The sequence below is a fragment of the Sphingobacterium sp. UBA2480 genome (genome assembly GCF_002341965.1).
Classification (GTDB): Bacteria; Bacteroidota; Bacteroidia; order Sphingobacteriales; family Sphingobacteriaceae; genus Sphingobacterium; species Sphingobacterium multivorum.
In genome coordinates this window covers 304,911-320,518 of sequence record NZ_DDPA01000006.1, presented here as the reverse complement: position 1 = coordinate 320,518, position 15,608 = coordinate 304,911, and the positions used below count along the sequence as shown (strand labels likewise).

Sequence of the window (15,608 nt, the reverse complement as noted above, 5' to 3'; positions counted from 1 at the left end):
GCTTAGTAAAGCAAAAAGATATCCATCTATTAAAACATAGATGGATATTTTTCTGGATTAGCTTCATGCATAATTGCATACACTGTCTCGACAACATCATCAGAAGATGGCTTCGAGAAATAATCCCCATCTGAGCCATATGGCGGACGATGTGCTTTTGCAGTCAGTGTCCTCGGCTGACTATCCAATAGATAGTAGCCATTTTGCTTCTCTAATATCTCTTGCAAGATGAAAGCTGAGGCCCCACCGGGCACATCCTCATCCACAATAAGTAGTTTATTTGTTTTCTTCAGCGATTCAGCACAAAGTTTTCCTTTGTCAAAAGGCTGCAATGTTTGTGCATCAATAATTTCGATGAATATCCCCAAACGTTCCAATTCCACGGCCGCTTCTTCAACAACACGTAAAGTTGACCCATAGGATACCACCGTGATATCCCGCCCCTCTTTAACACATTCGGCATAACCGATTGGCACAGTAAATTCACCAACGTTTTCTGGTAGACGCTCTTTTAGACGATACCCATTCAGACATTCGACAACGATAGCAGGTTCGTCAGAGCGGAACAACGTATTGTACATACCTGCTGCCTGGGTCATATTACGCGGCACACATACATGCAGACCTCTCAAAGATCCTAAAATTACTGACATGGGCGATCCGGAATGCCATATACCTTCCAATCGATGGCCACGTGTACGAATAATTAATGGTGCTTTCTGACCTGCAAAGGTGCGATAACTTAAACTTGCCAAATCATCACTTGCTACTGTAATACCATAGATTAGGTAATCCAGGTATTGGATCTCAGCAATTGGGCGAAGTCCACGGATTGCCAAACCTAGTCCTTTTCCTATAATTGAATTCTCCCGAATACCGGTATCAAATACACGATGCACACCTAGCTTTTCTTGTAAACCTGCAAAACCTTGATTCACATCTCCAATCTTACCGACATCCTCTCCAAACGCCAATAATCGTTCGTCACGCCGGAAGTTCTCTTCAAAACATAGATTCAAGACCTCACGTCCGTCGACCACTTTAGCTTCTTCACTGTAGACTGCAGGTACGACCGTCACGTGAGCAGGTGAATCTACACCATCTGTAAATAATTTTGAATTATAACGTTTCTCATTCAGTTCCTGCTTCTCTTTGTACCAATTTAATAATTGCTGGCGCCCGTCGCTATGCTGACCTTTAAGCTCGTGCAATACCTTGCGAACCTGGCCATAAACTTCTTTCAAAGAAGGCTCAACCATCGATTGCAATTTCTTTGACGCAAAATCAGCCCGCTCATTTGGAATACCCTGAAGTAAATCAATAGCTTCCCGAGCTTCGATGCTCAACGTTTTAATATAATCGGCCCAAGCTCGTTTTTGTTCTTGACGAACATGGTCTTTAGCATGTTGATCCAATTGATCCAATTCTTCTGTGGTAGCAATACCAGAACTTAAGATCCATTCTTTCATTTTCGCGATACAATCGAAATCAGTTTCCCATTGCAATCTTTCTTGCGATTTATACCGTTCGTGTGAACCTGAAGAAGAGTGTCCTTGAGGCTGCGTCAATTCGGTCACATGAATCAGACATGGAATATGTTTTTCGCGAGCAATTTGGGCGGCCTGCTCGTAGGTTTCACATAAACCCGCATAATCCCATCCCCTCACTTTGAATATCTCGATCCCGTTTGTTAGGTCTTCCTTCTGAAAACCTTTGAGGACTTCGGAGATATCTCCTTTTGTTGTTTGAATTTCATTAGGCACAGATATCCCATACCCATCATCCCAAATAGAAATCACTGTTGGAATCTGGTGAACACCTACGGCGTTGATGACTTCAAAAAATACGCCTTCAGAAGTAGCAGCATTTCCGATAGTGCAGAATGCAACTTCATTTCCTTTATTTGAAAAATAAGATAGATAGTCTAAATTTCTATTCTGTTTATACAACTTAGAAGCCAGGCCCAAGCCCAGCAATCTAGCCATCTGACCGCCAGTGGTCGAAATATCTGAAAACGAGTTTTTCTGAACCATTTGATCCAACCAGTTACCTTGGTCGTCCACAACACGCGTGGCAAAATGGCAGTTCATTTGCCTTCCTGCAGAAGAAGGATCTGCCTCAACATCGGGATGGGCATATAATTGAGAGAAAAAATGATAGACATCACTGATGCCAGAAGCAAATATAAATGTTTGGTCACGGTAATATCCCGACCGCCAGTCCCCATTTCTGAAAACTTTAGCCATCGCGATTTGTGCCAATTCTTTTCCATCGCCAAAAATACCAAACTTAGCCTTACCTGTAAGCACTTCTTTACGTCCCAATAAACTCACGTAACGACTTTCTAAGGCAGTTCGATAATCATTCACAATAATCTTTTTGAACTCGTCAAAGCTCAAAGTGGAAATAGATTCATTGTTTTGGTCAAATGCAGTATCAAACATATTCTTTTTTGTTTCAACAAATTTAACAAAAATATTATTCTATATAATTGGTGTTTATCAAATAAATTGATAATCAATAATTCAGATTTGAAATAGAATATTCTAATTTCTCAAATTAGTACTTTTTGACAAAAAATCCTAATTTTTACAGATTTTTAATTCCAATCAGCAGGCAAAAACACCATTGTCCTTTTTAATTTTTATTTTTGGGTTTTACATTCATTATTTTGAATTTTTCAGCACTTAAACTCGATAAAATCCTTATCGCTAATCTTGAAAAACAAAAGCTTTCTTCGCTTACACCTATTCAAGAAATAGCTATCCCCGCCATTTTAGAAGGTAGAGACTGTTTGGCGATTGCCCCAACCGGCACGGGAAAAACGGAGGCTTTCGCCGTCCCTATTATTCAGCGCTTACGAACCAAGATTACCCCAGATCACTTATCGGTCCTTATACTCCTTCCTACACGGGAACTTTGTATACAGACCAAACAACGCATATCGGGGCTTATCGATGGAATGGAGTTGACTATCGCCAGCTTCTATGGTGGCGGAACTTATGAAAGTCAACTCGACGTTTATCCGAAAGCCCAGATGGTCCTTGCGACTCCAGGACGTTTGCTGGATTTTATTGAACAAGGCATTATCGATCTAAAAACGATAGATATCCTGGTGATCGATGAATTCGATCAATTGTTAGATCTCGGTTTCACGAAAGAAATCAATAAAATCATCAGCACATTGCCTGCTGAGAGACAAACCATTTTCAGTTCAGCTACGAAAACCCCTGAAATCGAAAAAATTGTTCGAAAAAGATTAAGTACCCCTGTTGAGATCAACCTAGAAACAACGGCCAAAAAGGGTCAAATAGAAGAATCTGTCCTCTATGTTGATAAAAATGATAAAAAGACCCTTCTGCGTTATCTCCTTGAAAACCGTATTGCACAGCAAGTAATCGTTTTCACGCGAACAGTTCATGCTGTCGAACGCATCGCAACAGATTTAGATCGAAATGGCATTTCTTGCTCGGCATTATATGGCGATATAGCGCAGCAAAAACGAGAAGAGATTATTGCTAAATTCAGACAAAAAGAGGTACGTGTATTAATTGCGACGGACCTTTTGGCTCGAGGAGTAGATTTTCCGGATCTAGAAGCTATCATCAACTACGAAATTCCGGATTCCGCCGAGCTCTATACGCATCGAATCGGTCGAACAGGTCGTTCGGAAGCAGAGGGAAAAGCATTTACCTTTTGCGATGCGGAGGACAATGAAAAGTGGATAAAATTACAGTTATCCTTAAAACGGCAAATTAAAATTGACGATCAACATCCTTATTTATTGAGCTGGGAGAAAATGCGTTCTAGCAGCCAAAACAATCAACGAAAAGGCGGTTCGAAATCAAGAAAACGTCGTTAATTAATAAATATTCTTTTACTTTTACCAGCAAATCAAAAAATCACAATCCGAGATGAGTACAATACATTTATTTGACGATAGCAACAATGCGAATGATAATCGTTTGGGAGACCTGGAAAAAACGATTATAATAAATAGCCTGATGGAAGTTCCCTTTGAAGAGCGGGATGAAGAGTGGCGTGATATTTTTCTGGCTAATATTGCTGAATGCACCTTAAAATTAGCAGAAACAGAAGTGGTTGTTGGTCCTGATGGGTTCCCCTATTTTCAACTCGAAAGTGTTCCGAAAGATCAGAACTTTCAGGCCTTTGTCATTAAAAATCGGCTGAAGGATTACGTGTTGCCAAAAGGTTTTGGTATTGCTATCAATACACAAAATGAAAACCCCGACTGGGTATTCACCTACGGCGACTTGGTTAACTACTTTTTAAACGGAGAGTTTTATACAGATGATAGTGTTTTCTCAAAGAAAAATGAACAAACGATTATCGGTCAAGATGAAGAAATATTAGTGGGGCAACCTGCCGAGACCATTCTTCCACAGGCTGTCCGCAACCAATTACGTGAATTTTTAGATTATTATGGCGTAAAGAATGCAAAGGTGATGCTCATTGCGCGTAATTATAAAGATGAAGAAAATGCTTCACAAGATTTGGCATTCAATATCGCTGCGAACCAATTCAGGACTGAAAAAGAATTCACCAACATCATGGAAGCAATTGGCTGGTTTCTTCCGAGACATTATTCTTATATCGGATTGGATGAATTTGCAGTAGACAATGGTTTTATGCCACTGTAAAAGACAGAAACTAAAATATATACAAACATAATTAATCCATGTTTCCATTTAACGTAAGAGTGTACGGAATATTGATCAATGAAAATCAAGAGGTATTGATCAGCGACGAAAGAACGGAAAATGTTTCATTTACCAAATTCCCTGGTGGGGGCTTAGAATACGGGGAAGGCTTATTGGATGCTTTGATCCGGGAGTATCAGGAAGAATGTGCTTTTGACATTGCTGTGGTTAAACATATTTACACCACAGACTTTTATGAGAAATCAAGTTTTAACGATAGCCAAATCATATCGATTTACTATCAGGTCAAGAATACCTCAGCTATTCAGATCAGAACGACTACCAAAGCCTTTGACTTCGATCCTGATCAGAAACCTGAAGATAATAAGCTTCAGTCTTTTCGATGGGTACCGATTGAATCGGTGTTAACGGAAGATTTGACCTTCAAAACAGATCAGATCGCCTGGGAAGAATTCTTAAAAACGGTCAAATAATAATAATTTTTCAATTTTCATCATTTTTATTTGTATTTAAAAAATAAAGACATATCTTTACGTAAACCAATGGAAATACTTGATTTTTTTAAAGTATTGACCTTAATAATTACATTTTATTATTTATTTGACATCTCGCATGTGACGAGGAATAAAAGTAGAGGAGCGTGGGATGAGACATACATTGGTTTATTGAATTTGTAAATTCCTAGTCCTATAGGTTTTTTAATAGTTAGTGTGATTTTATGGCGATACTCCCCGTATCGCCTTATTTATTTTACACTTTTTTCCAGCCCCTATTTGAATCCCATATAAGAAGCAAAACAAAGGTTTTTATGTAAAACATCAACATTTTTAAAGCCAACTTGTGTCAATAAGTTGAGTTGATAAATCAGCGATCTTGGTGTATCCTCGTGTTCAATATAGTCAAAAACATGATCACGGTACTGTTCATCCTTCAGGCTAGTTAAGTATTCACCATATTTTTCTCTATAAATTAATTTTTGAAGCTGTTCATTATTTTGCTCAATCAAATCAAAAATCCACACACTTCCCCCGGTTCTCAATAAGCGGAACAGCTTGCCAAACGCATTTTCCCAATCTTTATCATCTCGAAGATGATGTAAAACGGATGTTGCGACGATGACATCAAATTTGTCTTCTTCCAAAGCAGCAGTACGAAAGTCGCCTTTAATCAAATGAATTTCTCCGTTGGTCAATTTTCCAACGCGTTTCTTTGCCCTATTTAACATGGGCTGGCTCAGGTCCAACAGACTAACATTTGGATTAGACTCCAATTTTTGCAATAGTTTTACGTCGTAATTGCCAGCCCCACATCCAATGTCCAATATATTTTGAGCGTTTGGATAAAGACTGACAATGGCATCCGTAATAAGCTCCATATTCCATACCGCATCCAATGTGGTTGCTTGACCTGTTTCTAAATTTGAGAACCGTTCGACATCATTGTCAAACCGTGTTTCAATCTCCTGTAGTGTAGCTTTGTTCATCTCTAAATTGTTTATGCTCTAAAGTTCAGATAGATTCCCCCTACAGCTGTATCTTACAGTCCGTCGGGCATTTCATCCATTAATTTTTAATAATTTAAAGGTAGGACTAACTGGAATTCATTAAAAATATTTATTTTGTCATCAATTCATACCAAAAAAGTATCGATGGAAATCCGACATCTCATTTATTTCAAAACAGTAGCCGAAGAGCTTCATTTTGGCCGAGCAGCAGAACGCTTATTTATGTCCCAGCCCCCATTAAGCCGGCAGATTAAAGATCTAGAAGACGAATTGGGTGTTATTCTTTTCTTCCGGACCAACAAACGTGTCGAGCTAACTGAAGCAGGTAAATACTTTTTGGAGGAAGTGTTAGAGATTCTGCAGAACATAGAGCACAGCAAAACGATCACCAAACAGATTCACAACAATATCTCCGGAGAATTCAAACTAGGCTATATCAGTTCAACACCAAAAAAGATGCTTGCTACAGTATTGAAGCAAATTCAACAAAAGTTTCCATACTTAAGGGTTAGTCTTTTTGAAACTTCGACACAGAAGCAAAAGCTGGCGTTGGAAAATGGAAAATTGGATCTAGGCATCATGCGCGCTCCAATTTATTCAAATGAATTGCTGACCACTCCTCTTTTCGAAGACCCTATGGTGATTGTAGGTCCTTCACAGGTGGAATTTAATGCGATCAACTTTTTTAATGAAAGTTTCATTTCTTTCAATCAGAAATACGCCTCCGAATATCACCGGCTTGTTATTAACACCTGTAATCGCATGGGCTTCGAACCTAAGATTGTACACCAGAGCAATTCGATGTCTTCCATCCTTGAGTTGGTAGCACAGGGGTTGGGCCTGGCAGTCGTCCCCTATTCCACCATCAAACAATACCCGCATTTAAACCTAAAAATCATGAAGCTTGAAGATATGGATAGCAAAACAGAAGTGATCCTGGTCTCTAATATAAAAAGTAAAAACAGTGCATTAGGCGAATTTATAGAATGTATTCAAAGAGAGTACCTCAATTTTAATGCATCCTAAAAAGTTTATCCTACGCTTGCCCATATAAAAGACACGGAGTCCACAAAATGTGAACTCCGTGTCTTATGTTAAAGAGTAGCACTATCTCTTCTCGAATTTATAAGCCAATGTTGCCATAAAACTACGCGGTGGAATCGGATTCACACTATAGTTTTCATGGATATAATAATTAAACGCGTTGGTAATATTGGATAATTTACCCAAAATACTCCAGTTTTTATAAGCATAACCAGCGGAGAAATCTATGGTCGTAAATGGACTAACAGAGATCAGACGATTGAGGCCATCGCGTACATTGATCTTAGTATTATTCCAACCTGCATTACGTCGACCTGTATAAAATGCGGAAAAACCTAATTTCAGTCCTTTAACTGTCCCATTTTGAATGGTATAAAACACGGTTCCATTAGCCGTATGTGCTGTGGTTCCTACCAGACGTACATTTTCTTCGTTCCCAGAAATTTCAGTCACTTTCTCCTTACCATCAACGATGGTTGTATAACTTGAAATCGGATTGGTTTCGGTATAACGCATATAATTGTAGGAATAACCTGCAATTACATTCAGTCCTGGAAGTAAGGTTCCAGTAACATCAACTTCCAATCCGCTTGAAGCCGTCTTTCCAGAAAATTCTTTCATATTTGCATCGCTATTGCTTGTTCCATTCGGAAGCACCAATAACTGTTGGGCAAAGCGATTGTTGTTAATTCTATACCAAGCAACATTTGCGGATAACCTACCGTTGAAAAAGTCATTTTTCACACCGGCCTCATACTGATCGATGATGGAGGGAGCCATCGGTTGATAATTCACATCATATCCCGAATTCGATGTAAAGTTATTCGCATAAGTGACATAGACACTTGATGAGCGGATCGGCTGATAGATCAATCCAAATTTAGGCGACCATGCTTTATCCACTTTTGCTCCAATCGGATTTTTTTGACCATCTAGATTAATAATCTCTTCCGATTGATTCGTCGCATAAGTATACTTTTCCGAATTCGGTGTACGCTGATACGTGTAGCGAATACCAGCCAACACTTTAAATTGTTCAGTAACTTCTATTAGGTCCTGAAAAAATACGCCATAACGAAAGATATCCGTCGTTGTTTTGGTCAATAAATCCGCTTGTGGCATATCTGTCCGAAGTCCATTTCCCGAAGCCAAATGCTGCGCAGTTTGCGAGGGATTAAAGACATAAATAGAATCGTATACACCGCCCACATTTTTAGATGCATCAATTTTATAGGCATACGCATTTGAATGCGACTGATCGGCATCTGCTCCCACCAAGATCTTATGCTTGATCGCCCCTGTTTTTACAGTTCCTGTTAGATTCAATTGCTGATTGGCTGTAAACTCATTTGATTTGGATCGGGTTAAATTCCGTGGAGCAATTCCATTTTTATTCGCTTGAATCCGATCTGATCCATAGTAATCACGATCGTAGGTTTGGTAACTTGCTATTGCGTTTAAATTCCATGAATCATTAAACTTATGGTTCAAATTGATCTGCCCGTTTGAGGTATTTGTTCTGTTGAAAGCAAAAGGCACATTCATAAAAGTGTTTCTTCCAACTTCATTATTCAACTTACCATCCACGGTCCCCATTCCAAAGTCCGGCGTAAAATCACTTTTTAAGTAATCGAATGTAAAGTTGAGATCAGTTTTATCGGATATTTTATATAAAACAGAAGGATTTATATATGTACGTTTTGATGTGACCTGATCCCTAAAGCTACCCGCTTTTTCATAAGTTCCGATAACCCGGAATGCAACCTTATTGGAGATTGGACCATACACATCTACTGTTGGTTTATAGAAGTCATAACTTCCTACACGCATTGACGCTTCGCCTCCATAATAAAATTTAGGCTTTTTCGTCACTAGGTTTACTACGGCCCCACCAGATACACCGCCATACAACAAAGCAGAACTTCCTTTTAAAATCTCGACATATTCTAAGGTGCTCGCCTCAATCGAACCTCCATTATTGGTTCGCGCGCCATTCTTAAATATATTATTCCCGCCTAAGCTATAGCCCCTTGCGTAAAAATTTTCGTTGACCCCACCACGGTTCGCTCCCATCGCGACACCGTTTGCATTTTTTAGCGCGTCGCTCAGGCGATTAACCTGTTGATCCGCAATTACCTGTTCGTTTATAATTTGTACACTCTGCGGCAAATCCCGGTCAATAATCCCTGCTTTACCCACATTCACTGTTTTGCTGTTGTGCGAGTTGTAGCCCACGACTTCCACTTGTTCCAATTGAGATTCAGAAATATTCAAAGCAACATTCACGGCCATCGCCTTTCCATTTTTAACCTCTATAGTACGCTCCTCGACTCCATTTCCGATACTTTTGATCCGAATAGTATAGGTTCCATCCGGAAGATTAGAGAAATGGAAGCTTCCATCACCTGAAGTCGAAGTAGACCTACCTAAAGAAACTATGGTTACTGTAGCCGATTCAATTGGTGCACCATCTTTGGTTTTAACACGGCCATGTATCCCCTTACTTTGCGCCGATGCATCCAAATGAATTGCTCCTACCAATCCTAGACTTAAAACAAGTCCTAGAAAAGTTCTTTTCATGTTAATAAATTGTGAGTTCGTAAAAATTATTTGTCGGCGCAAACATACGATATTATTTCATTGTTTAGAATAGTTTTAAATAAAAATAGTTTATTAAGCTAATAAAGCATGATTGAGCTGTATAGCAACTATGATATGCTGCACGGATTCATTGTAACTATTTCTATTATTCATCAGTATTTCCTTACATTTATACCAGAACTAACATCCCAACTAATCAATCCAATGAGAAAGTATAAGCTCCTACTCGCCGTCTTTATTTTTCTATTCGTTCCCACAGTTTTGCTGGGCCAGCACACACAGGTTGATCATGATCTTACAGAAATTATGCGTCGGTATAATGCCGTAGGGCTCAGTGTGGTCGTCGTCAAAAACAATAAAATTGAGTATCACAAAAATTATGGTTACAAAAACTTGGAAACCAAAACGCCTCTCGGAGAAAATGACCTCTTTCGGATTGCTTCGATTTCAAAGTCATTCACCGCAACATCATTGATGCAATTAATAGCGGATGGCCGATGCAAACTCGACGACGACTTCGGGGATTTGATAGGTTTCCCAATCAGAAATCCGAATTTTCCAGGCAAAAAAATCACCGTCCGGATGATCCTTTCCCATACCTCCAGTATCAATGATAAAAACGGTTACTTCAACCTAGATGTCATCAATCCATCCAAGAACCCCAATTGGAAAGATTCCTACAATCTTTATGAACCCGGCACACAATACCAATATTGTAATCTCAATTTTAATATGGCAGGAGCTGTTCTGGAGAAACTGACCAATACACGCGTCGACAGCTATATTGTTAACCATATCCTCAAACCGCTCAACCTATATGGTGGTTATTGTATCGACTCTTTGGACCAAAGAAGATTTGTTCCTTTATATTCCTTTGATGCTAAAGGTACACCGCATGAAGAACCCAGTGCCTATAATCCACGTCGGGAGGAACTCAATCAGTACATCTTGGGCTATAGCACTCCTGTGCTCTCTCCGACAGGTGGAATGAAAATATCTGCCTTAGATTTAGCTAAATACATGATGATGCATATGAATTACGGCCATAGCAAGGGAAAAAACATCATCGATAAAAAGTATGCGAAGATTATGCAGACCGCTGTAAATAAAGAATCGGGCTATGGATTAGCTATGATGAATAATTCTAAAATTATACCGGGGATTACTTTGACAGGCCATACGGGTTCGGCTTACGGGCTTTATAGTGCACTATTTTTCAACCCTGCAAAGAAATATGGCTTTATTGTCATTACAAACGGCTGCAATATTCCCGACAGCGATGACTTCAACCCTTTGCTTGAAGACTGCATTAGCGCCCTGTACGATGCTTACATTGAATAGGCAACGGCTTACATCAAATAGGCAAAAGTTTAATAAATAAACGAAAGCCAAACCCATAAAATAGAGCCTTGTCCCGGTTTATGGCAAAACCAGGAGCCTTCGTATCAACTGGACAATAACAAAGTAAAAAAGCTGNNCAGCTTTTTTACTTTGTTATTTTTACTATTTCTTGTTTTCCACCCAGTTTACAATAGCAGGATCCAGCGGATTCGTCGCAGAACGGAAACGATGGACAAGTTTGCCGTTCTCATCAATCAAAAACTTTTCAAAGTTCCATTTGATATCACCTTTAAAATCTGGGTTCTCCTGAGCGGTCAAATATTTAAACAAGGGTGAAATTTGATCTCCTTTTACATCGACCTTTTCGGCCATTAAAAAATCAACACCATAATTTTGTTCACAAAACTCTTGAATCTGCGCATTTGAACCCGGTTCCTGTTGTCCAAAATTATTTGCCGGAAAGCCAATAATAACGAGCTTATTGCCATAGGTCTTGTGCAATTCCTCCAGATCTTTGTACTGTTTTGTAAAACCACATTTCGAGGCTGTATTCACGATCAATATTTTCTTCCCCTTGAAATCGGACATTTTCACTTCTTGCCCTTCAAGTGTCGTAAACTTAAAATCATAAAAGCTGGGATTGCCAAATAACATTGACATATACACCATAATAGTTGCAATAATCATATTTAATTATTTTAAAGACTTAACAATGAATTACTTTCTCTTTCCAATACCGCATCAAAAAGCTCGTTGATAGGAGATTTTAAAATGGTCCCTACCTGTATCTGATGTGCTTCACAGACTTCCCGCAAGATTAAATCAAAACTATACGCAATAGAACCCACAAAGTGACATGCATATTTATTATAGTCGGGATAGGTCAGAATTGAAGCTTGAACAAATTCTTCAAATCCACTCTTTACCAGATCTATAATATAGGGATGGGTAATATTATCGGACATGAACGGCGCAAAAGATGCTAAGAAAGCATTTGGACGTTCTTTTTGATAAACATTTTTGATGACAATCTCTTTATTGATTCTGTATTTGTTCGCAAATTTTTCGTTCAGATCTTTCGGCATACGGCCATATAGGAAAAGCCTGACCAGATTTTTTCCAAAATAAGCCCCCGACCCCTCATCACCTAATACGTAGCCATTTCCATTATGTGAGGGCATAAGCTCCTCCCCGTCAAAAAAACTCAAATCAGACCCCGTCCCCAATGTCGCTACATAACCTTTTTTATTACCACAGGTCGCTAAGGCACTACCAAAAAGATCGTTCTCAACAGAGATGTAAGCGTTTTCGAATAAGGGTGTCAATGCATTTGAAACCATTTCCCGACGATCGGGCGTAATGCATCCCGCACCAAAAAAATACAACTCAGTAACTTCATCGGCATAGGGAATAATTTCGGGTATTTCCTTAATAACACGTGTGATTTCCTTTTCATTCACAAAAAAAGGATTAAGTCCATTTGTACTGAATGAGATAGGCGCACTATCTGGCAATTCCAACTTCCAATCCGACTTTGAAGAGCCGCTATCAACAACTAAGATCATACAAATTCTTGATTATTTTCCCCCTATAAACTACTGTATCAAACTTAGCAAAAATTCTGATAAAAAACAGATTTTTTGCTTCATCTCCCCAGCCCAATTAAAACCGTCGTTTTATCCAAAGCAGCAATTTTGCCATCGAATTATACCTCATTTCTTAAATAAATTTATGTATATTGGAGGATACTATCAGCTGCTTCCTGTCATCANNTGATGACAGGAAGCAGCTGATTCATAATTGTAGAACCAACAATCTTTTTTTTTGTTTGGTTAAGCGTACGATACTTGTAATTTTGTAAGCTCATACTAAAATCATCTTTCATGGACAGTGACCCTTTCAACATACCCGAAATACATTTTGAGGTATCATTTTCAGAAGCACAAGCTCATTACATCGAAGTAAAAATGAGCATCACAAAGCTCAACCAGCCTTATGTCGATCTAAAAATGCCAGTTTGGTCTCCTGGATCTTATTTAATTCGTGAATATGCTAAAAATGTAGAACGATTTCGATCATTTGACAAAACAGGAAATACGATTTCCTATCAGAAAATTTCAAAAAATACCTGGCGAATACCCACAGAATCTTTGGATCAAATCGAAGTAATCTACGCTGTATACGGTTTTGAAGTTTCTGTGCGTACCAACTTTTTCGATAGTGATCATGCTTTTATTGTGCCTACGGCAACTTTCTTTCATATCGATGGCCGTATAGACAGTCCTTCAACAGTCAGCATAGCACTAAAAGATTCTTGGGCAAGTATATCAACAGGACTCGAACAAATTGAAGAACATAAGTTTTATGCACCAAATTTTGACGTATTATACGATACGCCCATCGAAGCGGGTAACCAAGATGTCTGGAAATTCCAAGCTGCCGGTGTCGAGCATGAATGCGCCATGGTCGGAGGTGGTAGTTATGATAAAGACCGTCTGACGAAAGATATCACACGTATCGTCGAAGAGGAAACCCGCATCTGGGGTTCGAACCCCAATGAGCGATATGTCATTATTACCCACAATTACCAATCTGGAGGTGGAGGCCTAGAACATCTCAATTCAACAGTATTGGGAGCGTCGAGGAATGCGTATTTAAATGAGACAAGCTACAAAAACTATTTGAGTCTCGTTGCACATGAATATTTTCACTTATGGAATGTCAAGCGCTTACGTCCAAAAGCATTAGGACCGTTTAATTACGATGGCGAGAACTATACCACAGGCCTCTGGATCATGGAAGGATTCACTTCATATTATGATAATTTAATTATTAAACGCTGTGGATTTTATGATGAAAAAGAGTACCTCGCTTTGCTAGCTAACGATTTCAATATTGTACTGAACCGACCGGGTCATGCGATACAGTCTGCCGCAGCCTCAAGTTTCGATACCTGGATTAAATATTATAGGCCTGATGAAAATTCGATGAATTCAGGAATTTCCTATTACAACAAGGGGGCAATGCTGACAGCATTGTTGGATATTAAAATTATCGCTGCTACAGAAGGTCGACTAAAATTGGATGATGTTATCCGTGAGGCTTATGAGGAGTTCTACCTAAAACTTGATCGCGGATTTGAAGAAAATGAATTGAGAAGCCTTGCTGAACGCATCGCAGGCACGTCGTTAGACGACATTTTCAATGCTGCCCATCAGGACGGAGAACTGGATTATAACGATTATTTTAATCTCGTTGGTTACGAAATTGTGGATACCAATATTGATAACAACACATTGACATTCGGCATTACGACCAACAAAGTGGACGGGTTAATTTCGGTAGCGACAGTGGAAAAAGATTCTGGCGCGTATGACGCTGGATTAAGTGTAAAAGACGAACTTATTGCAATTAATAATAACAGGCTCGATGTGAAAGACAAGGAAATTGATTTCATTGTTCAACATGCCAAAGAGGGGGAAACATTAAACTTCCTGGTGGCACGAGATGGTTTAGTGCGTGAAATCCCTGTTCAGATCAGAAAGAGCAATAAAAAGATCTATGAAATCCGTCCGCTCAAAGAACAAACCTTTTTACAGGAATTGCTGGGTAAAATCTGGATGGCATAACACGAAAGTACTAGTATTAAAATTAAAAAAGAATAGCGGGGTCTCCCGCTATTCTTTTTTAAAATTTATATCTTACCGAAAAACCGATCGGATCAAATAATTTGATACTGGATTCGTTTAGAAAATCGAAATAAGGTTTTACATCCAATGAGATCTGAAATGGAGCTTGGGGAATATTATATTCAATACCAACAATACCGTCGATACTTAAATTGAGTTGTGAGTCAAACGAATGACGTTGACCATCTATAATTTTATCTTTCTCTTTATAAGAGCCTACGCTACCACCGAAACCATAATACCAATTGAATCCTCCAGTCAATGGTTTATAGATTTCATATAAACCAACAACGCGGAAACGGCGGAAATCAGAATTGCTCTGAATGCTCATGATAGCCTCCAATGCATGGTCCGAGTTAAGCGTATGACGATATGTAATTCCCTGAGCAGACCCAAAACGTCCACCAATAGCACCCTTATTGTCCAACTGAGCCATAGCTCTATTGGATAATGCTCCAAACATCAGCATTCCACCGACAGCCAAAAATATTTTTCTCATAAAAATCGTACGCTTTTTTGCTTTACATTTTTTTCAAACATAGATAAATTGCTTTTTATATGCAATATATTGCAGTGCACATAAAAACTATTTACCAGAAGTTCCCCTACGAAGGACCTTTTCAATAGGGTAAATATCCATTACAGCTATAACGAAACAATGTTTAATTTGTTATGACAATAATCCCGAATTATCCAACTTTATTTCTGTATATTTAGGTCAACACAGCATGTAGTAGTAACCAAATA

12 protein-coding genes are annotated in these 15,608 nt (G+C 38.9%); 6 read left to right on the top strand and 6 right to left on the bottom strand.

The genetic code is table 11. The features are described from left to right. Nucleotides 1-29: 29 nt before the first annotated feature. Complete coding sequence (locus tag B3600_RS13040; RefSeq protein ID WP_286753205.1) at nt 30-2,444, bottom strand: alpha-ketoacid dehydrogenase subunit alpha/beta; 2,415 nt, start codon at nt 2,442-2,444, stop codon at nt 30-32. Nucleotides 2,445-2,671: 227 nt separating this feature from the next. Here B3600_RS13040 and B3600_RS13035 point away from each other — a divergent pair, with 227 nt between their 5' ends. The 3 genes from B3600_RS13035 to B3600_RS13025 are packed head-to-tail and all read left to right on the top strand — an operon-like array spanning nt 2,672 to nt 5,155. Beyond that, the gene (locus tag B3600_RS13035; RefSeq protein ID WP_286753203.1) at nt 2,672-3,862 is read left to right on the top strand and encodes a DEAD/DEAH box helicase; all 1,191 of its coding nucleotides are present in this window, start codon (nt 2,672-2,674) and stop codon (nt 3,860-3,862) included. 52 nt (nt 3,863-3,914) lie between these two features. Further along, complete coding sequence (locus B3600_RS13030; RefSeq protein ID WP_046671829.1) at nt 3,915-4,661, top strand: hypothetical protein; 747 nt, start codon at nt 3,915-3,917, stop codon at nt 4,659-4,661. 38 nt (nt 4,662-4,699) lie between these two features. After that, nucleotides 4,700-5,155 (top strand): NUDIX domain-containing protein, encoded by a 456-nt coding sequence (locus B3600_RS13025; protein ID WP_046671830.1) that lies wholly within the window; start codon nt 4,700-4,702, stop codon nt 5,153-5,155. A gap of 296 nt (nt 5,156-5,451) precedes the next feature. On the opposite strand, the gene B3600_RS13020 is transcribed toward B3600_RS13025, so the two are convergent. Then, nucleotides 5,452-6,165 (bottom strand): class I SAM-dependent methyltransferase, encoded by a 714-nt coding sequence (locus tag B3600_RS13020; RefSeq protein ID WP_286753202.1) that lies wholly within the window; start codon nt 6,163-6,165, stop codon nt 5,452-5,454. Nucleotides 6,166-6,330: 165 nt separating this feature from the next. Between B3600_RS13020 and B3600_RS13015 the strand changes: the two genes are divergently transcribed. After that, a complete protein-coding gene (locus B3600_RS13015; RefSeq protein WP_286753201.1) occupies nt 6,331-7,212 on the top strand; it encodes a LysR family transcriptional regulator in 882 nt (293 codons plus the stop codon). An 81-nt stretch (nt 7,213-7,293) separates the two neighbouring features. Here B3600_RS13015 and B3600_RS13010 read toward each other — a convergent pair whose 3' ends face one another. Then, nucleotides 7,294-9,810, bottom strand: coding sequence for a TonB-dependent receptor (locus tag B3600_RS13010; RefSeq protein WP_286753200.1), 2,517 nt, complete (start codon nt 9,808-9,810; stop codon nt 7,294-7,296). A 225-nt stretch (nt 9,811-10,035) separates the two neighbouring features. Between B3600_RS13010 and B3600_RS13005 the strand changes: the two genes are divergently transcribed. After that, nucleotides 10,036-11,172: a serine hydrolase domain-containing protein gene (locus B3600_RS13005; protein WP_286753199.1), complete on the top strand. Its 1,137-nt coding sequence runs from the start codon at nt 10,036-10,038 to the stop codon at nt 11,170-11,172. 162 nt (nt 11,173-11,334) lie between these two features. Here the strand turns inward: B3600_RS13005 and B3600_RS13000 are convergent, their stop codons facing one another. Both B3600_RS13000 and B3600_RS12995 read right to left on the bottom strand, forming a co-directional pair. Further along, entirely contained in the window at nt 11,335-11,859 is a 525-nt protein-coding gene (locus B3600_RS13000) for a glutathione peroxidase (protein ID WP_286753198.1), read from the bottom strand. Nucleotides 11,860-11,870: 11 nt separating this feature from the next. After that, nucleotides 11,871-12,737, bottom strand: a complete 867-nt coding sequence (locus tag B3600_RS12995; protein ID WP_070566035.1) for an N-acetylglucosamine kinase — start codon at nt 12,735-12,737, stop codon at nt 11,871-11,873. A gap of 318 nt (nt 12,738-13,055) precedes the next feature. On the opposite strand from B3600_RS12995, the gene B3600_RS12990 reads away from it, so the two are divergent. After that, entirely contained in the window at nt 13,056-14,801 is a 1,746-nt protein-coding gene (locus B3600_RS12990; RefSeq protein WP_286753197.1) for a M61 family metallopeptidase, read from the top strand. 58 nt (nt 14,802-14,859) lie between these two features. On the opposite strand, the gene B3600_RS12985 is transcribed toward B3600_RS12990, so the two are convergent. Then, the gene (locus B3600_RS12985) at nt 14,860-15,360 is read right to left on the bottom strand and encodes a hypothetical protein (RefSeq protein ID WP_070566042.1); all 501 of its coding nucleotides are present in this window, start codon (nt 15,358-15,360) and stop codon (nt 14,860-14,862) included. Between the last annotated feature and the right edge of the window lie 248 nt (nt 15,361-15,608).

Excerpts from the sequence above, each read along its gene's own strand:
- B3600_RS13040 (WP_286753205.1), bottom strand. The coding sequence starts at position 2,444 with ATGTTTGATACTGCATTTGACCAAAACAATGAATCTATTTCCACTTTG.
- B3600_RS13030 (WP_046671829.1), top strand. The coding sequence starts at position 3,915 with ATGAGTACAATACATTTATTTGACGATAGCAACAATGCGAATGATAAT.
- B3600_RS13025 (WP_046671830.1), top strand. The coding sequence starts at position 4,700 with ATGTTTCCATTTAACGTAAGAGTGTACGGAATATTGATCAATGAAAAT.
- B3600_RS13020 (WP_286753202.1), bottom strand. The coding sequence starts at position 6,165 with ATGAACAAAGCTACACTACAGGAGATTGAAACACGGTTTGACAATGAT.
- B3600_RS13015 (WP_286753201.1), top strand. The coding sequence starts at position 6,331 with ATGGAAATCCGACATCTCATTTATTTCAAAACAGTAGCCGAAGAGCTT.
- B3600_RS13010 (WP_286753200.1), bottom strand. The coding sequence starts at position 9,810 with ATGAAAAGAACTTTTCTAGGACTTGTTTTAAGTCTAGGATTGGTAGGA.
- B3600_RS13005 (WP_286753199.1), top strand. The coding sequence starts at position 10,036 with ATGAGAAAGTATAAGCTCCTACTCGCCGTCTTTATTTTTCTATTCGTT.
- B3600_RS13000 (WP_286753198.1), bottom strand. The coding sequence starts at position 11,859 with ATGATTATTGCAACTATTATGGTGTATATGTCAATGTTATTTGGCAAT.
- B3600_RS12995 (WP_070566035.1), bottom strand. The coding sequence starts at position 12,737 with ATGATCTTAGTTGTTGATAGCGGCTCTTCAAAGTCGGATTGGAAGTTG.
- B3600_RS12990 (WP_286753197.1), top strand. The coding sequence starts at position 13,056 with ATGGACAGTGACCCTTTCAACATACCCGAAATACATTTTGAGGTATCA.
- B3600_RS12985 (WP_070566042.1), bottom strand. The coding sequence starts at position 15,360 with ATGAGAAAAATATTTTTGGCTGTCGGTGGAATGCTGATGTTTGGAGCA.